23 protein-coding genes and 2 tRNA genes are annotated in these 17550 nt (G+C 48.5%); 17 read left to right on the top strand and 8 right to left on the bottom strand.

What is annotated here, in order from left to right:
* The 4 genes from hydE (at position 1) to Psch_RS02735 (ending at position 2893) form a co-directional block, all read left to right on the top strand.
* Positions 1–1065, top strand: a complete 1065-nt coding sequence (hydE, locus tag Psch_RS02750; protein WP_134217317.1) for a [FeFe] hydrogenase H-cluster radical SAM maturase HydE — start codon at positions 1–3, stop codon at positions 1063–1065.
* A 163-nt stretch (positions 1066–1228) separates the two neighbouring features.
* Positions 1229–1546, top strand: coding sequence for a YbjQ family protein (locus tag Psch_RS02745; protein ID WP_134217316.1), 318 nt, complete (start codon positions 1229–1231; stop codon positions 1544–1546).
* A 213-nt stretch (positions 1547–1759) separates the two neighbouring features.
* Positions 1760–2392: a redox-sensing transcriptional repressor Rex gene (locus Psch_RS02740; RefSeq protein ID WP_134217315.1), complete on the top strand. Its 633-nt coding sequence runs from the start codon at positions 1760–1762 to the stop codon at positions 2390–2392.
* Positions 2393–2485: 93 nt separating this feature from the next.
* The gene (locus Psch_RS02735) at positions 2486–2893 is read left to right on the top strand and encodes a secondary thiamine-phosphate synthase enzyme YjbQ (protein WP_134217314.1); all 408 of its coding nucleotides are present in this window, start codon (positions 2486–2488) and stop codon (positions 2891–2893) included.
* A gap of 46 nt (positions 2894–2939) precedes the next feature.
* Here Psch_RS02735 and Psch_RS02730 read toward each other — a convergent pair whose 3' ends face one another.
* The 3 genes from Psch_RS02730 to Psch_RS02720 form a co-directional block, all read right to left on the bottom strand.
* Complete coding sequence (locus Psch_RS02730; RefSeq protein WP_190239046.1) at positions 2940–4298, bottom strand: PFL family protein; 1359 nt, start codon at positions 4296–4298, stop codon at positions 2940–2942.
* Positions 4299–4313: 15 nt separating this feature from the next.
* A complete protein-coding gene (locus Psch_RS02725; RefSeq protein WP_134217499.1) occupies positions 4314–4619 on the bottom strand; it encodes an ACT domain-containing protein in 306 nt (101 codons plus the stop codon).
* A gap of 127 nt (positions 4620–4746) precedes the next feature.
* Positions 4747–5781, bottom strand: coding sequence for a patatin-like phospholipase family protein (locus Psch_RS02720; protein ID WP_134217439.1), 1035 nt, complete (start codon positions 5779–5781; stop codon positions 4747–4749).
* A 162-nt stretch (positions 5782–5943) separates the two neighbouring features.
* Here Psch_RS02720 and Psch_RS02715 point away from each other — a divergent pair, with 162 nt between their 5' ends.
* Positions 5944–6126: a hypothetical protein gene (locus tag Psch_RS02715; RefSeq protein WP_134217440.1), complete on the top strand. Its 183-nt coding sequence runs from the start codon at positions 5944–5946 to the stop codon at positions 6124–6126.
* A gap of 57 nt (positions 6127–6183) precedes the next feature.
* Here Psch_RS02715 and Psch_RS02710 read toward each other — a convergent pair.
* The 3 genes from Psch_RS02710 to Psch_RS02700 all read right to left on the bottom strand — a co-directional run bounded on the left by Psch_RS02710 (position 6184) and on the right by Psch_RS02700 (position 6801).
* Positions 6184–6270 (bottom strand) — tRNA-Leu (locus tag Psch_RS02710).
* Positions 6271–6332: 62 nt separating this feature from the next.
* On the bottom strand, positions 6333–6581 hold the full coding sequence (locus Psch_RS02705; protein ID WP_134217441.1) for a hypothetical protein: 249 nt from the start codon (positions 6579–6581) through the stop codon (positions 6333–6335).
* A 133-nt stretch (positions 6582–6714) separates the two neighbouring features.
* A tRNA-Leu gene (locus tag Psch_RS02700) sits at positions 6715–6801 on the bottom strand.
* Between the two features lie 188 nt (positions 6802–6989).
* On the opposite strand from Psch_RS02700, the gene Psch_RS02695 reads away from it, so the two are divergent.
* Together Psch_RS02695 and Psch_RS02690 are read left to right on the top strand one after the other, a co-directional pair.
* Positions 6990–7136: a hypothetical protein gene (locus tag Psch_RS02695; protein ID WP_190239045.1), complete on the top strand. Its 147-nt coding sequence runs from the start codon at positions 6990–6992 to the stop codon at positions 7134–7136.
* A 159-nt stretch (positions 7137–7295) separates the two neighbouring features.
* Positions 7296–8090, top strand: a complete 795-nt coding sequence (locus Psch_RS02690; protein ID WP_190239044.1) for a S1C family serine protease — start codon at positions 7296–7298, stop codon at positions 8088–8090.
* On the opposite strand, the gene Psch_RS02685 is transcribed toward Psch_RS02690, so the two are convergent.
* Positions 8091–8966, bottom strand: coding sequence for a YitT family protein (locus Psch_RS02685; protein ID WP_134217443.1), 876 nt, complete (start codon positions 8964–8966; stop codon positions 8091–8093).
* A 243-nt stretch (positions 8967–9209) separates the two neighbouring features.
* On the opposite strand from Psch_RS02685, the gene Psch_RS02680 reads away from it, so the two are divergent.
* The 4 genes from Psch_RS02680 to Psch_RS02665 all read left to right on the top strand — a co-directional run bounded on the left by Psch_RS02680 (position 9210) and on the right by Psch_RS02665 (position 11667).
* Positions 9210–10358: a sensor histidine kinase gene (locus Psch_RS02680; protein ID WP_134217444.1), complete on the top strand. Its 1149-nt coding sequence runs from the start codon at positions 9210–9212 to the stop codon at positions 10356–10358.
* A 40-nt stretch (positions 10359–10398) separates the two neighbouring features.
* On the top strand, positions 10399–11052 hold the full coding sequence (locus Psch_RS02675) for a response regulator (protein WP_190239043.1): 654 nt from the start codon (positions 10399–10401) through the stop codon (positions 11050–11052).
* Positions 11053–11275: 223 nt separating this feature from the next.
* Positions 11276–11440, top strand: coding sequence for a Flp family type IVb pilin (locus tag Psch_RS02670; protein WP_190239042.1), 165 nt, complete (start codon positions 11276–11278; stop codon positions 11438–11440).
* A 47-nt stretch (positions 11441–11487) separates the two neighbouring features.
* Entirely contained in the window at positions 11488–11667 is a 180-nt protein-coding gene (locus Psch_RS02665) for a Flp family type IVb pilin (RefSeq protein ID WP_190239041.1), read from the top strand.
* A 422-nt stretch (positions 11668–12089) separates the two neighbouring features.
* Here Psch_RS02665 and Psch_RS21345 read toward each other — a convergent pair whose 3' ends face one another.
* Positions 12090–12221, bottom strand: coding sequence for a hypothetical protein (locus tag Psch_RS21345; protein ID WP_282432415.1), 132 nt, complete (start codon positions 12219–12221; stop codon positions 12090–12092).
* A 47-nt stretch (positions 12222–12268) separates the two neighbouring features.
* Between Psch_RS21345 and Psch_RS02660 the strand changes: the two genes are divergently transcribed.
* Genes Psch_RS02660 through Psch_RS02635 form a run of 6 tightly spaced genes read left to right on the top strand, consistent with a single transcriptional unit; the run spans position 12269 to position 17532 of the window.
* Positions 12269–12775 carry an A24 family peptidase gene (locus tag Psch_RS02660; protein WP_190239040.1) on the top strand — a complete coding sequence of 169 codons (507 nt, stop codon included), beginning with the start codon at positions 12269–12271 and terminating at the stop codon, positions 12773–12775.
* A 5-nt stretch (positions 12776–12780) separates the two neighbouring features.
* Positions 12781–13182 (top strand): TadE/TadG family type IV pilus assembly protein, encoded by a 402-nt coding sequence (locus tag Psch_RS02655; RefSeq protein WP_190239039.1) that lies wholly within the window; start codon positions 12781–12783, stop codon positions 13180–13182.
* A gap of 15 nt (positions 13183–13197) precedes the next feature.
* The gene (locus tag Psch_RS02650) at positions 13198–14157 is read left to right on the top strand and encodes a pilus assembly protein TadG-related protein (RefSeq protein ID WP_190239038.1); all 960 of its coding nucleotides are present in this window, start codon (positions 13198–13200) and stop codon (positions 14155–14157) included.
* A 17-nt stretch (positions 14158–14174) separates the two neighbouring features.
* Positions 14175–14906 carry a Flp pilus assembly protein CpaB gene (gene cpaB, locus Psch_RS02645; protein ID WP_190239037.1) on the top strand — a complete coding sequence of 244 codons (732 nt, stop codon included), beginning with the start codon at positions 14175–14177 and terminating at the stop codon, positions 14904–14906.
* Between the two features lie 13 nt (positions 14907–14919).
* On the top strand, positions 14920–16143 hold the full coding sequence (locus Psch_RS02640; protein ID WP_190239036.1) for a CpaE/TadZ family protein: 1224 nt from the start codon (positions 14920–14922) through the stop codon (positions 16141–16143).
* Between the two features lie 30 nt (positions 16144–16173).
* Entirely contained in the window at positions 16174–17532 is a 1359-nt protein-coding gene (locus Psch_RS02635) for a TadA family conjugal transfer-associated ATPase (protein ID WP_190239035.1), read from the top strand.
* Positions 17533–17550: the final 18 nt, after the last annotated feature.

The raw sequence follows: 17550 nt of genomic DNA, 5'->3' as shown, positions 1-17550 counted from the left end.
TTGAGAAAAAAGTTCTTGGAAGTGTTGGAGCGTGCCGCCAAGTTCCTGGAACTGACCAGGGAGGACCTGGTGGCTCTGCTCAGCGCGGACGATGAGGAAAGTATCGCCCTCTTTCATCTGGCAGATAAGACGCGGGCCAGGTTTGTAGGGGATGAAATCCATTTGCGGGGTATCATTGAATTTTCCAATCACTGTGCCAGGAACTGTTCCTATTGCGGCTTGCGCAAGGATAACCTGGAAGTTGCCAGGTACCGTATGCCTCCTTGGGAAATCATCGAGAGCGCCGGCGCGGCGGCTGCACTTGGTTGTCGCACCATCGTGCTGCAATCAGGCGAGGAAGGGTATTATTCGGGAGAAATGCTGGCCGGAATTATCCGGGCCATCAAGAAGGACAATGATGTTGCGATCACGCTTTCCGTCGGGGACCGTTCCCGCCAGGATTACACCCTATTTAGGAAGGCCGGGGCGGACCGCTATTTATTAAAGCATGAAACAAGCGACCCGCGCCTTTTTGCCCGCTTACGTCCAGGCACATTCCTGGAAGAGCGATTGGAAAGACAGAGGTGGCTCTCGGAGCTGGGATACCAGGTCGGCTCCGGCAACATGGTGGGTTTGCCCGGGCAGACTTTAGAAACTCTGGCGGATGATATCCTGCTGTTTCGCAGGATGGGTATAGAAATGGCCGGAATCGGTCCCTTTATACCAAGCAGCCGGACACCTCTAGCCGGGGAGGCCGGTGGGACCTTGGCAATGACCTTGAAGACGCTGGCCGTTGCCCGGCTGGCTATGCCGCGCGCGCACCTGCCCGCGACAACATCGGCAGCGACGATTGATCCGCTGGGCAGGGTAAAGGTTTTACAATGTGGCGCCAACGTTATTATGCCAAACATGACACCGGCCAAGTACCGGGAGGATTACGCCATTTATCCGGGCAAAATCGGTCTGAACGATACGCCGGAGGAAAGCTACGCCAGGGCGGTCATGGATGTTGAAAAATCCGGACGCCGCGTGGGGGCCGGCTATGGCCACACGCTGCAGCATGAAAAGAGTTGCTCTGGACTGTAGTCCGTCTAGGGTCTGCTTGAGAAAGCAATGGCCGGCAACCCTGCAGTCCATGAGATAGTCGAGACTACCTTGGAGTAGATTGGTAAAAGGCAGCGAATTTATTTTACTGGGTGGAAGATTTGTTGACGAAGAGAGGGTATAATAATTCTAAGGGGGGACTTAGATGATTTTAACCACAACACAAACCATTGAAGGTAAACCGGTACTGCAGTATTTATCCATCGTGTCTGGTGAGGCAATTATGGGCGCCAATATCGTGCGGGATCTCTTTGCCAGTATTACCGATATTGTGGGCGGCCGCTCCGGTGCCTATGAACAAAAACTGGCCCAAGCAAGGCAGCTCGCGCTTGAAGAGATGTCCCAGCAGGCGCAAGCCTTGGGAGCCAATGCGGTGGTGGGAGTTGATTTGGATTACGAGGTAATCAGGGAAGGGATGCTGATGGTAACAGCAAGCGGTACCGCTGTTGTTGTAGCCAAGTAAGCTATTATTCGATAAGTCACCCTTTGCTATGATAGGGTGGCTTATTTGTTTTTTTTAATGAACATATCCACTGAAGTTATCAAAAGGGTTTGACGTTTTTCATGCGGATCATTTACAATAAAACAGTGCTACAAGTTTGTGAAAACCAGCACGTTGGGATAATTTAGTAATACCCTTGTTGAGAGGGGAACACATACCTGGTGGAGGAGTAATATGAAAACCCAAAGGGTGCCCGAAGCAACTATTAACAGGTTGTCGGTTTACTCCAGGTTTCTGGAGCGGCTGGACGAAAAAGGCATAATTACCGTATCATCTAATGAAATTGCCGAAGGGGTAGGGGTAAGCCCACCTCAGGTTAGAAAAGATTTAGCGTACTTTGGTGAGTTCGGCACCCGTGGTGTAGGCTATAATGTACAGGACCTCATGCGCTATACCTTAAAAATTCTCGGTCTGAACGTACCCTGGCCACTGCTGTTGGTTGGGGCGGGAAACCTCGGCTACGCCCTTTCAACCTACCGGGGGTTTAACAGCCGGGGATTTTCCGTCGTTGGCGTTTTTGACAATGACCTTAATAAAATTGGTAGAAAGGTCGGGGACCTGGATGTCTACCCGCCGGAGAAGATGCCGGATATTATCAATAAGCATAAGGTACGTATCGGAATAATTGCTGTTCCCCCCAAATCAGCCCAGGATGTTGCCGATTTAATGGTAAAAAACAGGTTGCACGCAATCCTCAATTTTGCTCCCGTTTCACTTAATGTGCCTGAGCACATTGTGTATAGGAATGTTGACCTTTCCGTTAACCTGGAGATACTAACCTTTAACCTGGGCATAAGAGATTCTTAGTCCCTGGTTATAACATGAATAATTTGAATCATAAAGGGATTTAGGAAACGTTGCACCGGGGTTACCGGCTTTAACGCAAAGGGGCAAGAGGGTATGAGTTCAAGAACCTATACACTGGACGTCAACACCCGTGAACGGACGCAATTACTGGATATTACCTCAGCGGTCGGCCGGCTGGTTGCCCAGAGCGGAGTAGCGGAAGGTACCTGCCTGCTCTATGTTCCGCATACCACGGCCGGCCTTACTATAAATGAAAATGCCGACCCCACGGTGGCGGCCGACATGCTGATGGAACTTAACAAGCTGGTACCCTTTGATGACGGCTACAGGCATAGTGAAGGCAACTCGGCCGCCCATATCAAATCGTCGCTGGTGGGGGTTAGCCTTGTTCTGTTTATCAGCGGCGGAAAGCTCCAGTTGGGGACCTGGCAGGGTGTGTATTTTTGCGAATTCGACGGTCCCAGACGGAGGAAGGTTATGGTCAAAATGGTTCAGGAGTAGCCTGACCATATCCATATCAAAAGCCGTAATTTCTATTGTCGGCAGCTTAGTTGGTCAAGCCTTGGATAGGGGCGGGTATTCTACCGCCACGCCGCACGAAATCAGCGGGTGAAAACGGCTTTACAGGAATCACCGGGGCACTGCCCAGCAAGCCGCCGTATTCGACGTAATCGCCCACTTTTTTACCCACCGCGGGAATCATCCGTACAGCGGTGGTTTTTTTGTTAATCATGCCTATGGCTGCTTCATCTGCAATAATCGCGGCGATTGTCTCTGCCGGTGTATCACCTGGTACGGCGATCATATCCAACCCGACCGAGCATACACAAGTCATAGCCTCAAGCTTTTCCAGAGTAAGAGCGCCAGCCTCGGCGGCACGGATCATGCCGGCGTCTTCGCTAAGAGGAATGAAAGCCCCTGAAAGGCCTCCAACGTAGGATGAGGCCATGGCGCCGCCTTTTTTAACAGCGTCATTCAAGAGGGCCAGCGCGGCCGTGGTCCCGTGCGTACCGCATATTTCAATGCCCATTGCTTCCAGGATCTCGGCAACGCTGTCCCCGATCGCCGGGGTGGGAGCCAGCGATATGTCGACAATGCCAAAGGGAACCCCAAGTCTTTCTGCGGCGGTTCGCCCTACCAACTCACCCATCCTGGTAATCTTGAAAGCGGTTTTCTTGATAGTTTCGGCCAGCACTCCAAAGTCTGCTCCCTTAACAGTTTCAACCGCCTTTTTTACTACACCGGGACCGCTTACACCGACGTTGATGACGCACTCCGGCTCGCCGATACCGTGAAAGGCCCCCGCCATAAAAGGGTTGTCCTCCGGCACATTGGCAAAAACAACCAGCTTGGCGCATCCCAGCCCGTCCCGGTCAGCCGTAAGCTCTGCGGTTTTTTTTATAACCTGGCCCATGCGGTATACCGCGTCCATATTTATTCCGGCATGAGTTGTCGCCACATTTACGGAGGAGCAAACCCTGGTTGTGACGTCCAGCGCTTCAGGGATACTGTCGATCAGGCGGTGGTCGGCTCCGGTAAACCCTTTATGCACCAGCGCGGAATAGCCGCCGATAAAATTGACCCCGACAGCGGCGGCAGCATCGTCCATGGTCCTGGCGAAGTCAACCATATCACCCTTTACGCTGCTTTCGGCGACCAGGGCCATGGGTGTCACCGAGATCCTCTTGTTGACAATGGGCAGGCCGTATTCGCGCTCTATCTGCTCCCCGGTTTTGACCAGTTGGCCGGCCAGTCTCGTGATTTTGTCATAAATTTTGGTCCTCGTCTGGCGGGAGTCCGGTCCGGCACAGTCCCGCAGACTGATACCCATGGTAATCGTGCGGATATCAAGGTTTTCCTCCTGCACCATCTTGATAGTTTCCATTATCTCCTGTAAGGTGAGCATCTTATTCCCCCCCGGCTAAATCCTGTGCATGAATTTGAAGACATCTTCGTGCTGAGCATCGATCCTCACACCCAGTTCAAGTCCCTTTGCGGCCAATCTTTCCTTTAAGGTGCTCAAGTCCACAGGGCTGCCGGACATATCCGCAACCATGACCATCACCAGAAATTCCTGCAAAATGGTCTGGCTGATGTCCAGAATATTAATGCCGTTTGACGCGAGTACCTGGGCCACTCCGGCGATAATGCCCACGCAGTCCGGCCCCACGACGGTAACTATGACCCGGTTCCCCTTTGATTCAGTCTTCTTAAGCTCCGCAAGCATCATAGTTCTCCCCTTTAACAAAAAAATTAAAGCTGGCGGCCAGCTTTGCTTACGCATATAGAGTATGCGATATTCCCACGAAATATGGGGAAATATAAAATAATCTTAACCTTGGCTGATCTAAAAGTCAAACCTTTTTACGGGCGCCTGACGCAGGCTTATTATGCAAAAGCTGCAAGTTGGGTAGTGTGTGAAGACGTGGATAATTGCAACACTGGAGTTTGAAAGCTTCAAAGTTCCAGCCCTCGAAGAAACCTACCGCCGCTTGTACTCCGGCCTCGAATAACGCATCCTTTTCCTTGTTGATGGTGTCAAAATCAGTAGTCTTAATCCCAAGCGAGGGTATTGAAATGGTGCGGAGGCTGCTTTTGAGGTTCGACTCATGGATTTTGTCATGAGCTTCCAGCATAGTTGAAAGTATGGCTTTGAAAAGGTCGAAGGGGTTGTTGATGCGCGAGGGTTCGGTTTGATCTTCCTCCACAATTTTAAAGCCAAAAGTCGGCCAGGCGGGGACATCATCGTCGTCGAATACCCAGACTGGAAAATTGCTGAGTACTCCACCATCAATTAAATAGTTTAGTTTCTGTCTATTTTTCAAACTGCTGGAAACAATGCGGCAGGGTTCAAAAAAGAAGGGAAGTGAGGAACTCATCCTTACTGCCTTGCATACTTCCATGCTGTCAGGATCAATACCGTAGTCTATGAAATCGTAGGGCAGCCTTAACAGCTTGCGCCTGGTGACATCTGTGGCGGTAACAACAAGTTTGTAGTGGCGGATAGGATCGCTGTCATACTCTTTCTGGACAAGGTCTTTAAATGTGACAATCCCTTTTGCGGCCAATAATCCCCGGATCAGGCTTTCCAGGTGATTTCCCACGTAAAGACCGTGCTTGAACCACAGGTTAAGCGCATGACCGATAATGGGTATTCGTCCCACCCAGTCAACATCCTTTAAGTATCTGAAATCAAGTTTCCAGATCTGCTCTTTAATTTCAAGCGCCGAATACCCCGCCGCAACCAGGGCTGCGATGATTGCGCCGGCAGAAGAGCCAGCCACGTTTACCCACTGGTAACCCCGCCTCTCGGCTTCAAAAAGAGCGCCTAGCATACCGAAGGCTTTAACGCCGCCACCTTCAAAAATTGCATCAGCCTTTTTCTTCAAAATTATCACCCCCTCCGAAAAATATTATTGAGCCGTGTTGAAAAAGGTGACAATTATATTTAACTTACTTTAATCGGGCTAATGCTTGTGTTTTATTGTTGACAGAACACGTGTTCTGATGTAGTATGATAACAAACATATGTACGACAAGGGGGCGTCTTGATGGATAGAGTTATGAGAATTAAAGAAGAGTATGCGTGTTATACGGACTTCGTGTTGATCGACCGGTTATTGGATTGGTTGGAGAGGGAGGACGGGGAGCTGGAGATATTGGCGGGTTTCTGGCTTTGCCTGGCTGCTGTGACCTACTTTGCCGCACATCTGGTCCGGGCTTTCATGAGGTGATAGTTGCCGCAACAATAAAATAAAAAGCCCCCCGAACCCGGAAGCCTTGATTTTAATTGGTGCGGCAGAAAGGACTTGAACCTTCACATCCTTACGGACACAAGAACCTGAATCTTGCGCGTCTGCCAATTCCGCCACTGCCGCATGTAGAGCTGTGAATTTTTGAAGTAAGTATTTCTGAATATTTACTTGGGGAGGTTTATAATTTATTTAAAAGTTTCTTGAATTTCTTCAATCCAGACTTTGCCTTCCAACCCGTCAGTTGATTTGTTAATTTTTTCCAACACAATCTTATATCCATCGACTTCACAAATTTCTGTGCACTCAAAATTATCTTTAACCCAGGAAAATTCCTTGTTAATCTCTTCACTTTTTTTTTGAAATAAATCATCGGTATCTTTAGCTACTTTAAATTCACCTTTTTGAGCATATTCGCAAAGCCAATAGAGTTTCATCGTTCACTCTCCTTTTTTAAGGTAATTGTACCATAATTTTGATTGGGCGTAAATTTTAAATATCGGCAATATTAGAGGGTGACAACAAAAAGGCTAGAACCCTGTGTAAGTGTTCTAACCCTGAAAAAAATATTGGTGCGGCAGAAAGGACTTGAACCTTCACACCCTTACGGGCACAAGAACCTGAATCTTGCGCGTCTGCCAATTCCGCCACTGCCGCATACAATTAAATTTATTCCGGCGAAAACCGCATAGATACTATAGCATAATTATTAATGACCTGTCAACAGCCATGAAGTCTGTAAATTAAGGGATTTGACTTTAACCTGTGTCATTAATTCACTTTAAAACGGCGCATTTCATTTGCCGTTCAGGGGCAACCTTTAACTTAAAGAAAGGGAGGCGCTTATGGGCAAAAGGGTGAAAGGTGTTTTAAAGGGATGTAAAGTCCCGTCGACTGCAACAATGGGCTATAAGGAAACATGGGATATGGGCAAGGCGGCCAACTCCAAGAAAAGGTGGAAGTTGACCCCCCCTGACAGGCCCAGCGTATAAAAATTTAGCATATCAAAACGGGGTTTGGCTATCCGGTCGAGCCCTGTTTGATTTTATGCTATTAATATTTGTTAACATATCGACAGCAACTGGACTATTTGACGTTTTCCGGATATGATAACCTTGGCCTCCCAAATTTGCTCCCGGAGCGTGTGTACCATGGACAGGGAAGAAGATTACTATGGGCTTGAAGATGGCTATGCAGAGGAAAATACTGACGGTGAAGAAAATACTGCCGGCCGGCCGGCTCTTTTTAGGTTTGCTGCACTAATAACGCTTTTGGCTTTTATCGGTCTTGTTGCTGCCACATCCCTCCAGTCATTCGGGAACGCTCCGTTAGCTGAGCTAATTACCGAATCGCTTCACCTGAAAAAAGATATAGATAATGAAATGATGCAGGCTGTGGTGCAGGTCCAGGTGGTGGCACGTAAAAATGGTTCCTCTATCACAGTGGAGCAGAAGCGCGGTACTGGGTTTAATATCAACCCGCAGGGGGTAATTGTCACCAATCACCACGTGGTTGAGGACGCGCTAAACGTGGTGGTGGAATTCCCTGACGGCAGAGTTTTCAAAGCCGTTAACTGGTCCGGCAGGTCGGAATATGACCTGGCGGTAATAAACCTCGACGGCGCCGAGTTGCCGGTGGTTGCCCTGGATGCACGGTGCGCGCCCCAGCCAGGTGACAGGATCAGGGTAGTTGGCAACCCGCTTTCACTCAACAATATTGTTGTTGAAGGCACGGTGCAAGAGTACCTGATTGTTAGGGGCAAAGCAGAGCAGGTATTCACCATTGACGCCCCTATTTATGCGGGAAACAGCGGAAGCCCGGTCTACAACCGGAACGGTCAAGTGGTCGGGGTGGTCTTTGGCACTATGCATCGTACCGAGAACGGTAAGGAGAAGGTTATAGGCCTGGCTATTCCAATTATTGAGGTGTTGAGCTTAACCGGTTAGTTACCAGGTGAAACCTCTACCTTTTACCTCTACCGTTTCGGTGATATAGATGAAAGCCTTTTTATCAATTGAATGCACGATTTCTTTGACCCTGGGGATTTCATAATGACTGACGACACAGCTAATCACTAGCTTTGGTTGTCCTGAATATGCTCCCTGACCCTCCAGGTAGGTTACCCCCCGGCGCATTTCATGCATGATGCGGTCAGCAATTTCAGAGCTTTTATCTGAGATGATCATGACTGACTTGTTGTGGTTAAACCCTTCTATAACCGTGTCGATAACTTTCCCCCCAACCCACATGCTGATGGCGGTATACATGGCAATCTTCAGGTCGAAAAAATACAGTGAGGGGAGCAACACCGCGATGTTGCAATAGAAGGAAGTAGCCCCAACGGAAATGTTCTTCTTTTTTTTCGCGATCATAGATATGATATCGGTTCCTCCGGTGGAGGCTCCATATTTTAATACGATGCCGCTGCCCAGACCTGTGACAATGCCGGAGAAAAGGGAGGCCAGGAACAGGTCAAGCCCGTATACAGGTATGTATGGTCTGGATAGAGGCAGGACGAGAATGAGCACGATTGTTCCTGCGGCGCTGTAAATGATAAACTTGTGGTCAAGTTCCTTCAGACCCCAGATAAAAATAGGTAGATTTATGAGAAAAATACCAAGGTAGACAGGAAAGCCGGTAAGATAATTGATCATCAGGGACAGGCCCGACACTCCCCCCGACAGCAGCCCGTAGGGGATAATAAAGGCGTTGATCGAAATTGCAATTAAGGCGGCGCCGGTGGCAATGCCCGCCAGCCTTATTGAGACTTTTTTCCCGGCTCTGCTGAGCCTGGCCAGTTTTACCCTTGTTTTTCTCTTCATGGGTGAAATTATAGCACCATCCTCTAACTCAATCAATTAATTATAAAATATTATGGCCATCTCCTTTAACCCCGATCGGGCAGCCACGAGCCCTTTTTAAGGTCCTACATAACTTGGGCCTTTTGTACTATTTACTTGCACTATTAAAAAATATATAAATAAGGTTGCAAAATCTTTCGTATAAAGGAATGATTAATCCAGAGTTTATCGAATATCTATCGAAAAGGTAAAGAGGTCCGACTAATGTTAGACATTAATGCACTCGACCGGATTCTCAATCAAATATTTAAGGATACGCTGGATGCGCTTGATCGCAGGAAAATTCAGGTATACAATGTCTTGGAAAACTCACGCCTGGAGTTTGCCAGGCTGACAGAAGAGTTAACCAGGGTTAAAAAGGAACTTTTGGAAGTTCGGGCGCAGGTGGATGATTTATCCTATAAAGGGAAAAAAGCCACTCTGCGTTTGATGGAAATTAAGAAAAATTTTAACAAGTATACCGACGAGGTTATTAAAAACGTTTATGACCATACTTATAACCTCCAATTGGAAATATTCAAGCTGGGTGAGAAAGAAAAGGCTTTAGAGCAGCAATGCGCTCAAATTGAAAAGAGCTTGCAACAGTTTCGGGAGACTGTAGCGCGGGCTGAAAAAATAATCGCTCAGGTCGGTGTTGTTTACAGTTTTCTGGGTAGTGGGCTGAATGACCTCAGTTCGAAAATTGGCGAGTACCGGCAAGCGCAGCACCTTGCCCTGAGCATCATCAAAGCCCAGGAAGAAGAACGTAAGCGGCTGGCGCGGGAAATTCACGACAGCCCGGCTCAATCCATGGCCAATATTGTAATGAGGGCGGAGTATTGCCTGAAACTTCTGGACCTGGACCCGGCTAAAGTCAGGGAAGAGCTGGTCGCTTTACAGGAACTGGTCCGCATGAGCCTCATGGACGTCAGAAAAATCATTTTTGACTTAAGGCCCATGGTCTTGGACGACCTGGGGTTGGTTCCCGCTATAAAAAGATACCTCAGCGACTGCAGGCTGCAGAACGAACACCCAATAGAATTTCTTTTCTTTGGGCAGCCGAGACGACTGGACACTTCTGTCGAGGTAGCTTTGTTCAGAATTGTGCAGGAAGCGGTAACCAACATTAGAAAGCATGCCCAGGCTAACAATGCTCTGGTTAAGGTAGAAGTGCTTGAGAACAAGATAAATATACATATCAAGGATGACGGTCTCGGCTTTGAGCAGGATAAGGTGATGGTAGAGCGGTCCGCTGAGGGATACGGTCTGGTTGGCATAAGGGAGAGAGTGCAGCTTTTAAAAGGAGAGATGAGTATCACCTCTTCTCCCGGTAATGGTACGGCATTATGTGTTTCGGTCCCTACAGACTATTAATGCTTGTCATAACTTCGTTATTTGGGGGGAAACCGGTTCTATGGAGAAAGTAAAGGTGTTGATCGTCGACGATCATGCTCTGGTTAGAGAAGGGTTAACCAAAATTTTATCGACCGAAGAGGTCATCAAAGTTGTGGGTGAGGCCGAAAATGGCGCTCAGGCCGTTGAACAGGCTTTCCGAATGCAGCCGGACGTGATTCTGATGGATATCAATATGCCGGTTACCAACGGAATTGAAGCTACCCGGGCGATTAAAAATGAGAAACCTGAGATCGGTATAATTGCCTTGACTATCCATGACCAGGAGGAATACCTTTTTGAATTGATCAAGGCGGGAGTGTCCGGCTATATTTTAAAAGATATCAGCCCCAGCGTTTTAATCCAAACCATTCTGGGGGTGGCCAGAGGAGAGTCATTTATCACTCCGTCCATGACGGCCAAAATGTTTAATGAATATGCCCGGCTGTCATCTCAAAACCAACTTGGGACCTCGTCAGAGAGACTGACCAGGCGTGAATTCGATGTGTTGAGACTGGTTGCGCACGGGGAAAACAACCGTGCCATTGCCAAGAAATTATTTATCAGCGAGAAAACAGTAAAGAACCACCTGACCAACATATTTCAAAAACTGGGGGTAGAGGACCGGACCCAGGCAGCCATCCATGCAGTAAAAAACAGACTGGTCAAGCTCTAATCGGTAAGCGTCAATAACCTCATTCCTAACATGAACTTAAAGCCCGCGGCAAACGTGGGTTTTTGTAGTTTATGAGTGAAATTATTGTCAAAGTATAGGACCTATGTCCCCAAAAAAGCTGGATTTTGACGTTTATAAAATGAGACTGGAGAATCATGTCATAACAACAGACAGGTGGTAAGATTATCTCATCAAGCCAGCAGGGAAAGGAAGGATAAAGGATATGACGAACCTGGTTGGGAAATTTTTCAGGGAAGAAACAGGCCAGGGGTTAGTGGAATACGCATTTATCCTGATGCTGGTAGCGTTAGTAGTTATAGCGGGGCTCAAAGTCCTGCCGGAGGGAATCATTGGTGCGTATAACAAAACAACCGATTGTCTCAATTAGCCAGGCAAATTGAGTTAAAAATCTCAAAAGAAAGGTGGTGTAGGATAGTGATCAATGTTTTTAAGAAGCTGATGGTTGAAGAAAGCGGTCAGGGGATGGCTGAATACGGGTTGATTCTCGCCCTGGTTGCCGTTATTGTTGTCGCTGCCCTGACGACGTTGGGCGAGGGTATTAGGGACAAATTAACAGAGGTCAATGGTGAACTAACACCAGAAACAACAGAATAATTCATATCGAATCGCAGTACCAGCATTAATAGTCTTATTATCGGCCCTACTTGAGCTTCCTTGAGTAGGGCCATACTCTAAATACATAAGGGTATATATTCAGTCAACCAGGTGAAAGCATGGTGTTATCATTAGCGAACGACGCAGCCTAGCCGTTAGCAGCACCCGGCGAAGCTGAGGGTAACCGAACTTGCGGCGCGAAACCAGCGGTCTACCAAAGTGGCGTATATGAGTATCAGTATCTTAGAGGTTAATAGGCTCCTTTTATAACCAGTCTACCGCCGCCTTTGCAGCGCCATAAGTGCAGCGACTTAAAAGTCCGTAAATTTATCCTTCAGGTTTCCTCTATCTGTTACGAAAAGGACTTTTAAGTCAAAGCTGCACGCTTTAAATCGGGCAAGTGCCGTCAAAGAATTTGGATTTTAGCGCAAACGTAAAGACAGTTTGCCCTGATTAAAAGTTTGGAAGATGCACTCAGCCAGGCACTTGTTCGGTCCGAAGCGAGCCGTGGTGCTGCCGGCGCGGAGCACTGGAGTGAGCGTTGATAACGCCATGCTTCCACCGCCGGGTTCACTGAAAAGTTACACATAAGGAATTAAACATGTTTATTGAGATTGTTTTATTTGTTGTATTGGCAGTCTGCGTATATACAGACATTACCGCAAGAAAAATTTATAATTTTGTTCTTCTGCCCGCCTGTGTTTCGGCCTTGCTCTACTACCTTCTGACCGGTGGGTTGGACCTGGGCTGGTGGTCGGTCCAGGGCTTGCTTTTGGGGATTGCCCTGCTGGTCATCCCTTTCGCGATGGGCGGTATAGGTGCGGGAGATGTAAAACTATTGGGTATTATCGGGGTTTTAAAGGGGCCTGAGTTTGTGGTAATCGCTTTTCTCGCAGGCGCTATCGTGGGTGGGGTCATGTCGGCAGTCTATTTGATAAAACAAAAAAAGATGCTGTCTATCTTAAAAAATATTGGATATAACATATATTACCTGGCTATAGGGGCGCCACGAATAAAGGTTATTGACGACAACGGCCAAACAGCGGTTACCATCCCTTACGGCGCGGCTATTGCTCTTGGCGCTGCCGCCGCATATTTCGTGAGGTGATCTTAATGCGGCTTATTAAAAAATTGATTAAGAACAAACAGGGGCAGGCGCTGGTGGAACTGGCGCTGGTACTCCCTATTTTGATTATGTTGGTTATGGGTACGGTCGAATTTGGACGGATCTTTCACTCCTACCTGCTCATAACAAACGCTGCCAGGGAGGGCGCCCGGGCAGGTATCGTTGGTTTAGACGATACCGCAATCAGAACAAAGGTAAAAGATGCGTCTGTTTCACTGGGACTTACAGACTCTCAAATTTCAATTGAACCGGCCCAAAGTTCCCGGGTAAGGGGTGTCCCGCTGACAGTCCAGGTCAATTATTCTATAGGCTTGATCACCCCGCTCCTTGACGCGGTTCTGCCGGACCCGTTCCCCTTAACGACCTCAACCACAATGAGGGTAGAGTGAAAATGAGGTGGGTTAATGAAAAGATTTAAAAAAATCTTTTGGCGCTTTACCAGTGACCAGCGGGGCATGGCCCTGGTTTTAGTAGCTGCCGGTATGGTGGCTTTTACCGGCTTTATGGCCCTGGTAGCCGATGTCGGGCTGCTTGCCCTCAACAAACAAAGACTTGTCAATGCCGTGGATGCCGCTGCGCTGGCTGGGGTTCACGAACTTCCGGTAAACCCGGACCAGGCAAAAGCCGTAGCTGTGAACTACGCCCTGCAAAACGGGGCCAACCCATTGGAACCACAGGTGGGGGAATACCTGGGCGACCCAAATACAAAGCTGACGGTATCCGCCGCAAGGCAGGTGGAATTTGCCTTTGCCAGAGTCCTGGGTATCAACTCGGGCACCGTGAGTGCGACGGCAACAGCAGGCCTCTCGGGCATCCGCGCCTTAAATGGGGCGGCTCCTTTGGCCGTACCTGACAAGCCTTTTGAATTCGGGGCATCTTACACTTTGAAGGTAGGAGCGAACAGCGAAGACCCGCCACCGTTAGGTCCGGGGACTTTTGGCGCACTTTCCCTGGGGGGGAACGGCGCTTCAAATTACGAAGATAATCTTAAATACGGGTATAGTGGACAACTCAAGGTGGGAGATGTAGTTAATACGGAAACTGGAAACATGTCCAACCCGACCAAACGCGCCGTTGACTACCGGATGGACCTCTGCACGCATACCCCGGCCTGCACACCTGCTCATTTTGATCCGGGTTGTCCCAGGATACTATTTATACCTGTTTACAGAGAGAACTATGAAGCAGGTGGGCAGATTAAAAATATTACCATATCCGGATTTGCTGCTTTCCTGGTGGACCGGGTAACCGGCCAGGGAACGCAGAGCTATATCGAGGGCGCATTTATCAGGCTGGTTATAGATGGAGAAACCTCTCCCGGGCAGACCGATTACGGCCTGCAGGGAGCCAAATTAATTGAATAAACGAGGCGGTAAATAAAGTGAAAAACAAAATAATTCTAATCCTGGCCGTCGTTGTCGGCCTGGCCGCGGCCGGCGGCATCTATGCGTTTTTAGATGGCTTAAAAAGGACTTACGTGGTAGAAGGCGATTTTGTTAAAGTAGTAACCGCCCGCCAACGTATACCGGCCAGGACCCAGGTTGCATCACAAATGATTGAGTTAAAAGAAATCCCCGCCAAGTATGTTAACGATAGGGCGGCGGTGGACATCAATGAAGTCACCGGTAAAATTGTCAAGTCTGATATCCTGCCGGGGGAACAGGTCTTAAGGGATAAGCTGGCCAAAGACAAAGAAGACTCCGACGGCCTATCCTTTGTCGTCCAGCCCGGGAAAAGGGCCGTTACAATAGCGGTGAACCAGGTTTCCGGTGTCGCAGGGCTGATTAAGCCGGGTGACCGGGTAGATGTTTTCGGAACCTTTGACCTGCAAGGGCAGAATCAGGAAAAAGCAAGTGTCAACAGCCTTCTCATCCAGAACGTGGACGTGCTCAGCGTCGACCAGTCGGCTATCCAGACGGCCGCCGGTCAAGATGCCAAGAAAAATGCGGCTACTGCAAGTGATCATACCATTACTCTACAGGTGACGCCGGAACAAGCCGAACCGCTAATCCTCTGTTCGGAAAAAGGTACAATCAGGTTAGGCCTGCGCTCGGCTACCGACCAGGATATCATTAACCTGCCATCGATTAGAACTAACCAATTGGTGCGTTAAAGGAGGTCATAACATGAGCCAGACCAGCGTACTCGTTGTTGACGATATCGCCAACGTCCGGGAGGATATCAAGCGGTTACTATACTTTGAGGAAGACATCTCGGTTGTCGGAGAGGCGGGGGACGGGGAAGAAGCCCTCAGAATGGCAGAAAATCTAAAGCCTGACGTAGTACTCATGGATATCAACATGCCTGGTATGGACGGGATTATGGCATCCGAAAAAATATCCAGTCAGATACCTGAGACCGCTATTGTCATTATTTCTATTCAGGGGGAGCCGGAATACCTGAGAAAGGCCATGGCTGCGGGTGCAAGGGACTATTTGGTCAAGCCTTTCAGCTGCAATGAACTGGCTGAAACCATACGCCGCGCCAGCAGCAGCTATAAAATTAGACCCAACCGTAACACAGTGCCGCCGCCTGCGGCAGTACAAACTGAGCCGGAACCTCCGGACAAGAGAATAATCGTTGTTTTCTCAAGCAAAGGTGGTGTCGGTAAGAGTACGGTTTCCTGTAATATGGCGGTATGCCTGGCTCAGGAAACCCAAAAAAAGGTGGCTTTGGTGGATCTGGATCTGCAGGGCGGTGACGATGCAGTGATGTTGAACCTTACCCCCAGGGGTACCATTGCTGAAATGGTTCAGGAAGAGGAGCAGTTGGAATACTCCCTCCTTAATAGTTATTTAGCGCCGCACATGTCAGGGGTCAAGGTCCTCCCCGCTCCATTTCGCCCGGAGCAGGCCGAATTGATTACTGCTGCCCATGTGGTTGATATACTCACCATGTTAAAGGCTAATCACGATTACGTCGTTGTTGATACATCACCGCTCTTTAATGACTTGAATCTAAGTGCTCTGGAAATGGCCGATGACATAATTTTAATCTTTACCCGCGACCTGCCGTCCATCAAACATGTCAAAACAGACCTTGAGGTTCTGGAAACACTGAACCAGTCCCACAAAGTCAAGCTGGTTCTGAACAAATCCACACAGGATTTTGGGGTAAAGCTTGCTGATTTGCAAAAAAACCTGAACGCGCCGCCGGCCGCCATATTACCTTTCGATGAGAAAACGGTTCTGTCTTCAATAAATAAGGGACATCCGTTTGTCATAACCAGCGCTAACAGCAGGATTACCCAGAGCATCAAGGCTTTGGCCGCGGAATTTGAAACGGCTGCTGAAACAGCTTCCGCAGCTGCAGGTAAAAAATCACTTTTTAATAAATTATTCAGCTTCTAAAAGTAGCTATTTATTAAGTGAGGTAAGGTTATGTCACTTCTAGCCAGGATTGAAAAACAAAAGGCCGCTCAACCGGAAATAAAAGACAACTCCAAGAAAATAGCAGCCTTTAAGAAGGACCCATACGAAAGCCTTAAGACATCCATCCATAAGAGGGTAATCGAGGACCTGAAGGACTTAGCGGCGCCAGAAGGAGAAAACAGCAAGGAAGAATTATCCGGTAAAATCGAGAGGATGGTACTTGAGCTGCTGGAGAATGAAGAAAGCAGTATCCCCCGCCTGGATCGTCTACGGATCGCCAAGGAAATCTCTGATGACGCCATTGCTTTTGGACCGATTACCTCACTATTAAATGACCCTGAGATTACAGAGATTATGGTTAACGGTCCGGATAAAATATACGTGGAAAGAAAAGGTAAAATAGAATTAACCGACCTGTTTTTTCGCAACAGCGGCCATGTCATGCATATTATTGAAAAAATCGTAACTCCGCTGGGCAGGCGAATCGACGAAAGTATGCCTATGGTCGACGCACGCCTGCCGGATGGATCCAGGGTCAACGCCATTATCCCCCCACTTAGTTTAAAAGGGCCGGCCATCACGATCCGTAAGTTTTTCAAAGACCCCTTGACTATCGATAATCTGGTCGAATTTGACACACTTACCCCGCAAATTGCCGGTTTTCTTGAGGCATGTGTTAAGGCCAGGCTAAATATCCTTGTTTCCGGGGGGACGGGCAGTGGTAAAACCACCACGCTTAATGTGCTATCTTCGTTTATACCCAATGATGAAAGAATTGTAACGATCGAGGATGCGGCCGAACTCCAGCTAAGACAGGAGCACGTAATTACCCTGGAAAGCCGCCCTCCCAATATTGAAGGCAAAGGAGCCATAACCATCCGTGATCTGGTGCGCAATGCCCTCCGCATGCGTCCGGATCGTATTGTGGTCGGCGAAGTCCGCAGCGGGGAAGCGCTGGATATGCTTCAAGCTATGAATACCGGTCATGACGGCTCGTTGACTACCGGGCACGCCAATGCGCCCCGTGACATGCTGTCAAGGCTTGAAACGATGGTTTTGATGGCGGGTATGGACCTGCCGGTTAAAGCTATCAGGGAACAGATTTCTTCAGCTATAGATTTGATTATCCAGCAGAGCCGTTTGAGGGACGGGTCACGAAAAATCACGCACCTTACCGAAGTGCAGGGTATGGAAGGGGACATCGTTGTTTTGCAGGATATTTATGTCTACAAACAGGAAGGAACCGATCCTGAAGGCAGACAAAAGGGGCGGTTCATCGCCACAGGCATCAGGCCGAAGTTCATCAACAAGCTGGAGGCGCACGGGATAAATATACCCTATGAAGCTTTTGATCCATCTATATTGTAATGATTGACGGGAGGTCTT

Origin of the sequence: Pelotomaculum schinkii (assembly GCF_004369205.1) — a bacterium.
GTDB lineage: Bacteria > Bacillota > Desulfotomaculia > Desulfotomaculales > Pelotomaculaceae > Pelotomaculum_C > Pelotomaculum_C schinkii.
The sequence above is the reverse complement of the archived record's forward strand: the minus strand, read 5'-3'. Positions and strand labels throughout refer to the sequence as shown.

Excerpts from the sequence above, each read along its gene's own strand:
- Psch_RS02745 (WP_134217316.1), top strand. The coding sequence starts at position 1,229 with ATGATTTTAACCACAACACAAACCATTGAAGGTAAACCGGTACTGCAG.
- Psch_RS02740 (WP_134217315.1), top strand. The coding sequence starts at position 1,760 with ATGAAAACCCAAAGGGTGCCCGAAGCAACTATTAACAGGTTGTCGGTT.
- Psch_RS02735 (WP_134217314.1), top strand. The coding sequence starts at position 2,486 with ATGAGTTCAAGAACCTATACACTGGACGTCAACACCCGTGAACGGACG.
- Psch_RS02730 (WP_190239046.1), bottom strand. The coding sequence starts at position 4,298 with ATGCTCACCTTACAGGAGATAATGGAAACTATCAAGATGGTGCAGGAG.
- Psch_RS02725 (WP_134217499.1), bottom strand. The coding sequence starts at position 4,619 with ATGCTTGCGGAGCTTAAGAAGACTGAATCAAAGGGGAACCGGGTCATA.
- Psch_RS02715 (WP_134217440.1), top strand. The coding sequence starts at position 5,944 with ATGGATAGAGTTATGAGAATTAAAGAAGAGTATGCGTGTTATACGGAC.
- Psch_RS02705 (WP_134217441.1), bottom strand. The coding sequence starts at position 6,581 with ATGAAACTCTATTGGCTTTGCGAATATGCTCAAAAAGGTGAATTTAAA.
- Psch_RS02695 (WP_190239045.1), top strand. The coding sequence starts at position 6,990 with ATGGGCAAAAGGGTGAAAGGTGTTTTAAAGGGATGTAAAGTCCCGTCG.
- Psch_RS02690 (WP_190239044.1), top strand. The coding sequence starts at position 7,296 with ATGGACAGGGAAGAAGATTACTATGGGCTTGAAGATGGCTATGCAGAG.
- Psch_RS02685 (WP_134217443.1), bottom strand. The coding sequence starts at position 8,966 with ATGAAGAGAAAAACAAGGGTAAAACTGGCCAGGCTCAGCAGAGCCGGG.
- Psch_RS02680 (WP_134217444.1), top strand. The coding sequence starts at position 9,210 with ATGTTAGACATTAATGCACTCGACCGGATTCTCAATCAAATATTTAAG.
- Psch_RS02675 (WP_190239043.1), top strand. The coding sequence starts at position 10,399 with ATGGAGAAAGTAAAGGTGTTGATCGTCGACGATCATGCTCTGGTTAGA.
- Psch_RS02670 (WP_190239042.1), top strand. The coding sequence starts at position 11,276 with ATGACGAACCTGGTTGGGAAATTTTTCAGGGAAGAAACAGGCCAGGGG.
- Psch_RS21345 (WP_282432415.1), bottom strand. The coding sequence starts at position 12,221 with ATGGCGTTATCAACGCTCACTCCAGTGCTCCGCGCCGGCAGCACCACG.
- Psch_RS02660 (WP_190239040.1), top strand. The coding sequence starts at position 12,269 with ATGTTTATTGAGATTGTTTTATTTGTTGTATTGGCAGTCTGCGTATAT.
- Psch_RS02655 (WP_190239039.1), top strand. The coding sequence starts at position 12,781 with ATGCGGCTTATTAAAAAATTGATTAAGAACAAACAGGGGCAGGCGCTG.
- Psch_RS02650 (WP_190239038.1), top strand. The coding sequence starts at position 13,198 with ATGAAAAGATTTAAAAAAATCTTTTGGCGCTTTACCAGTGACCAGCGG.
- Psch_RS02640 (WP_190239036.1), top strand. The coding sequence starts at position 14,920 with ATGAGCCAGACCAGCGTACTCGTTGTTGACGATATCGCCAACGTCCGG.
- Psch_RS02635 (WP_190239035.1), top strand. The coding sequence starts at position 16,174 with ATGTCACTTCTAGCCAGGATTGAAAAACAAAAGGCCGCTCAACCGGAA.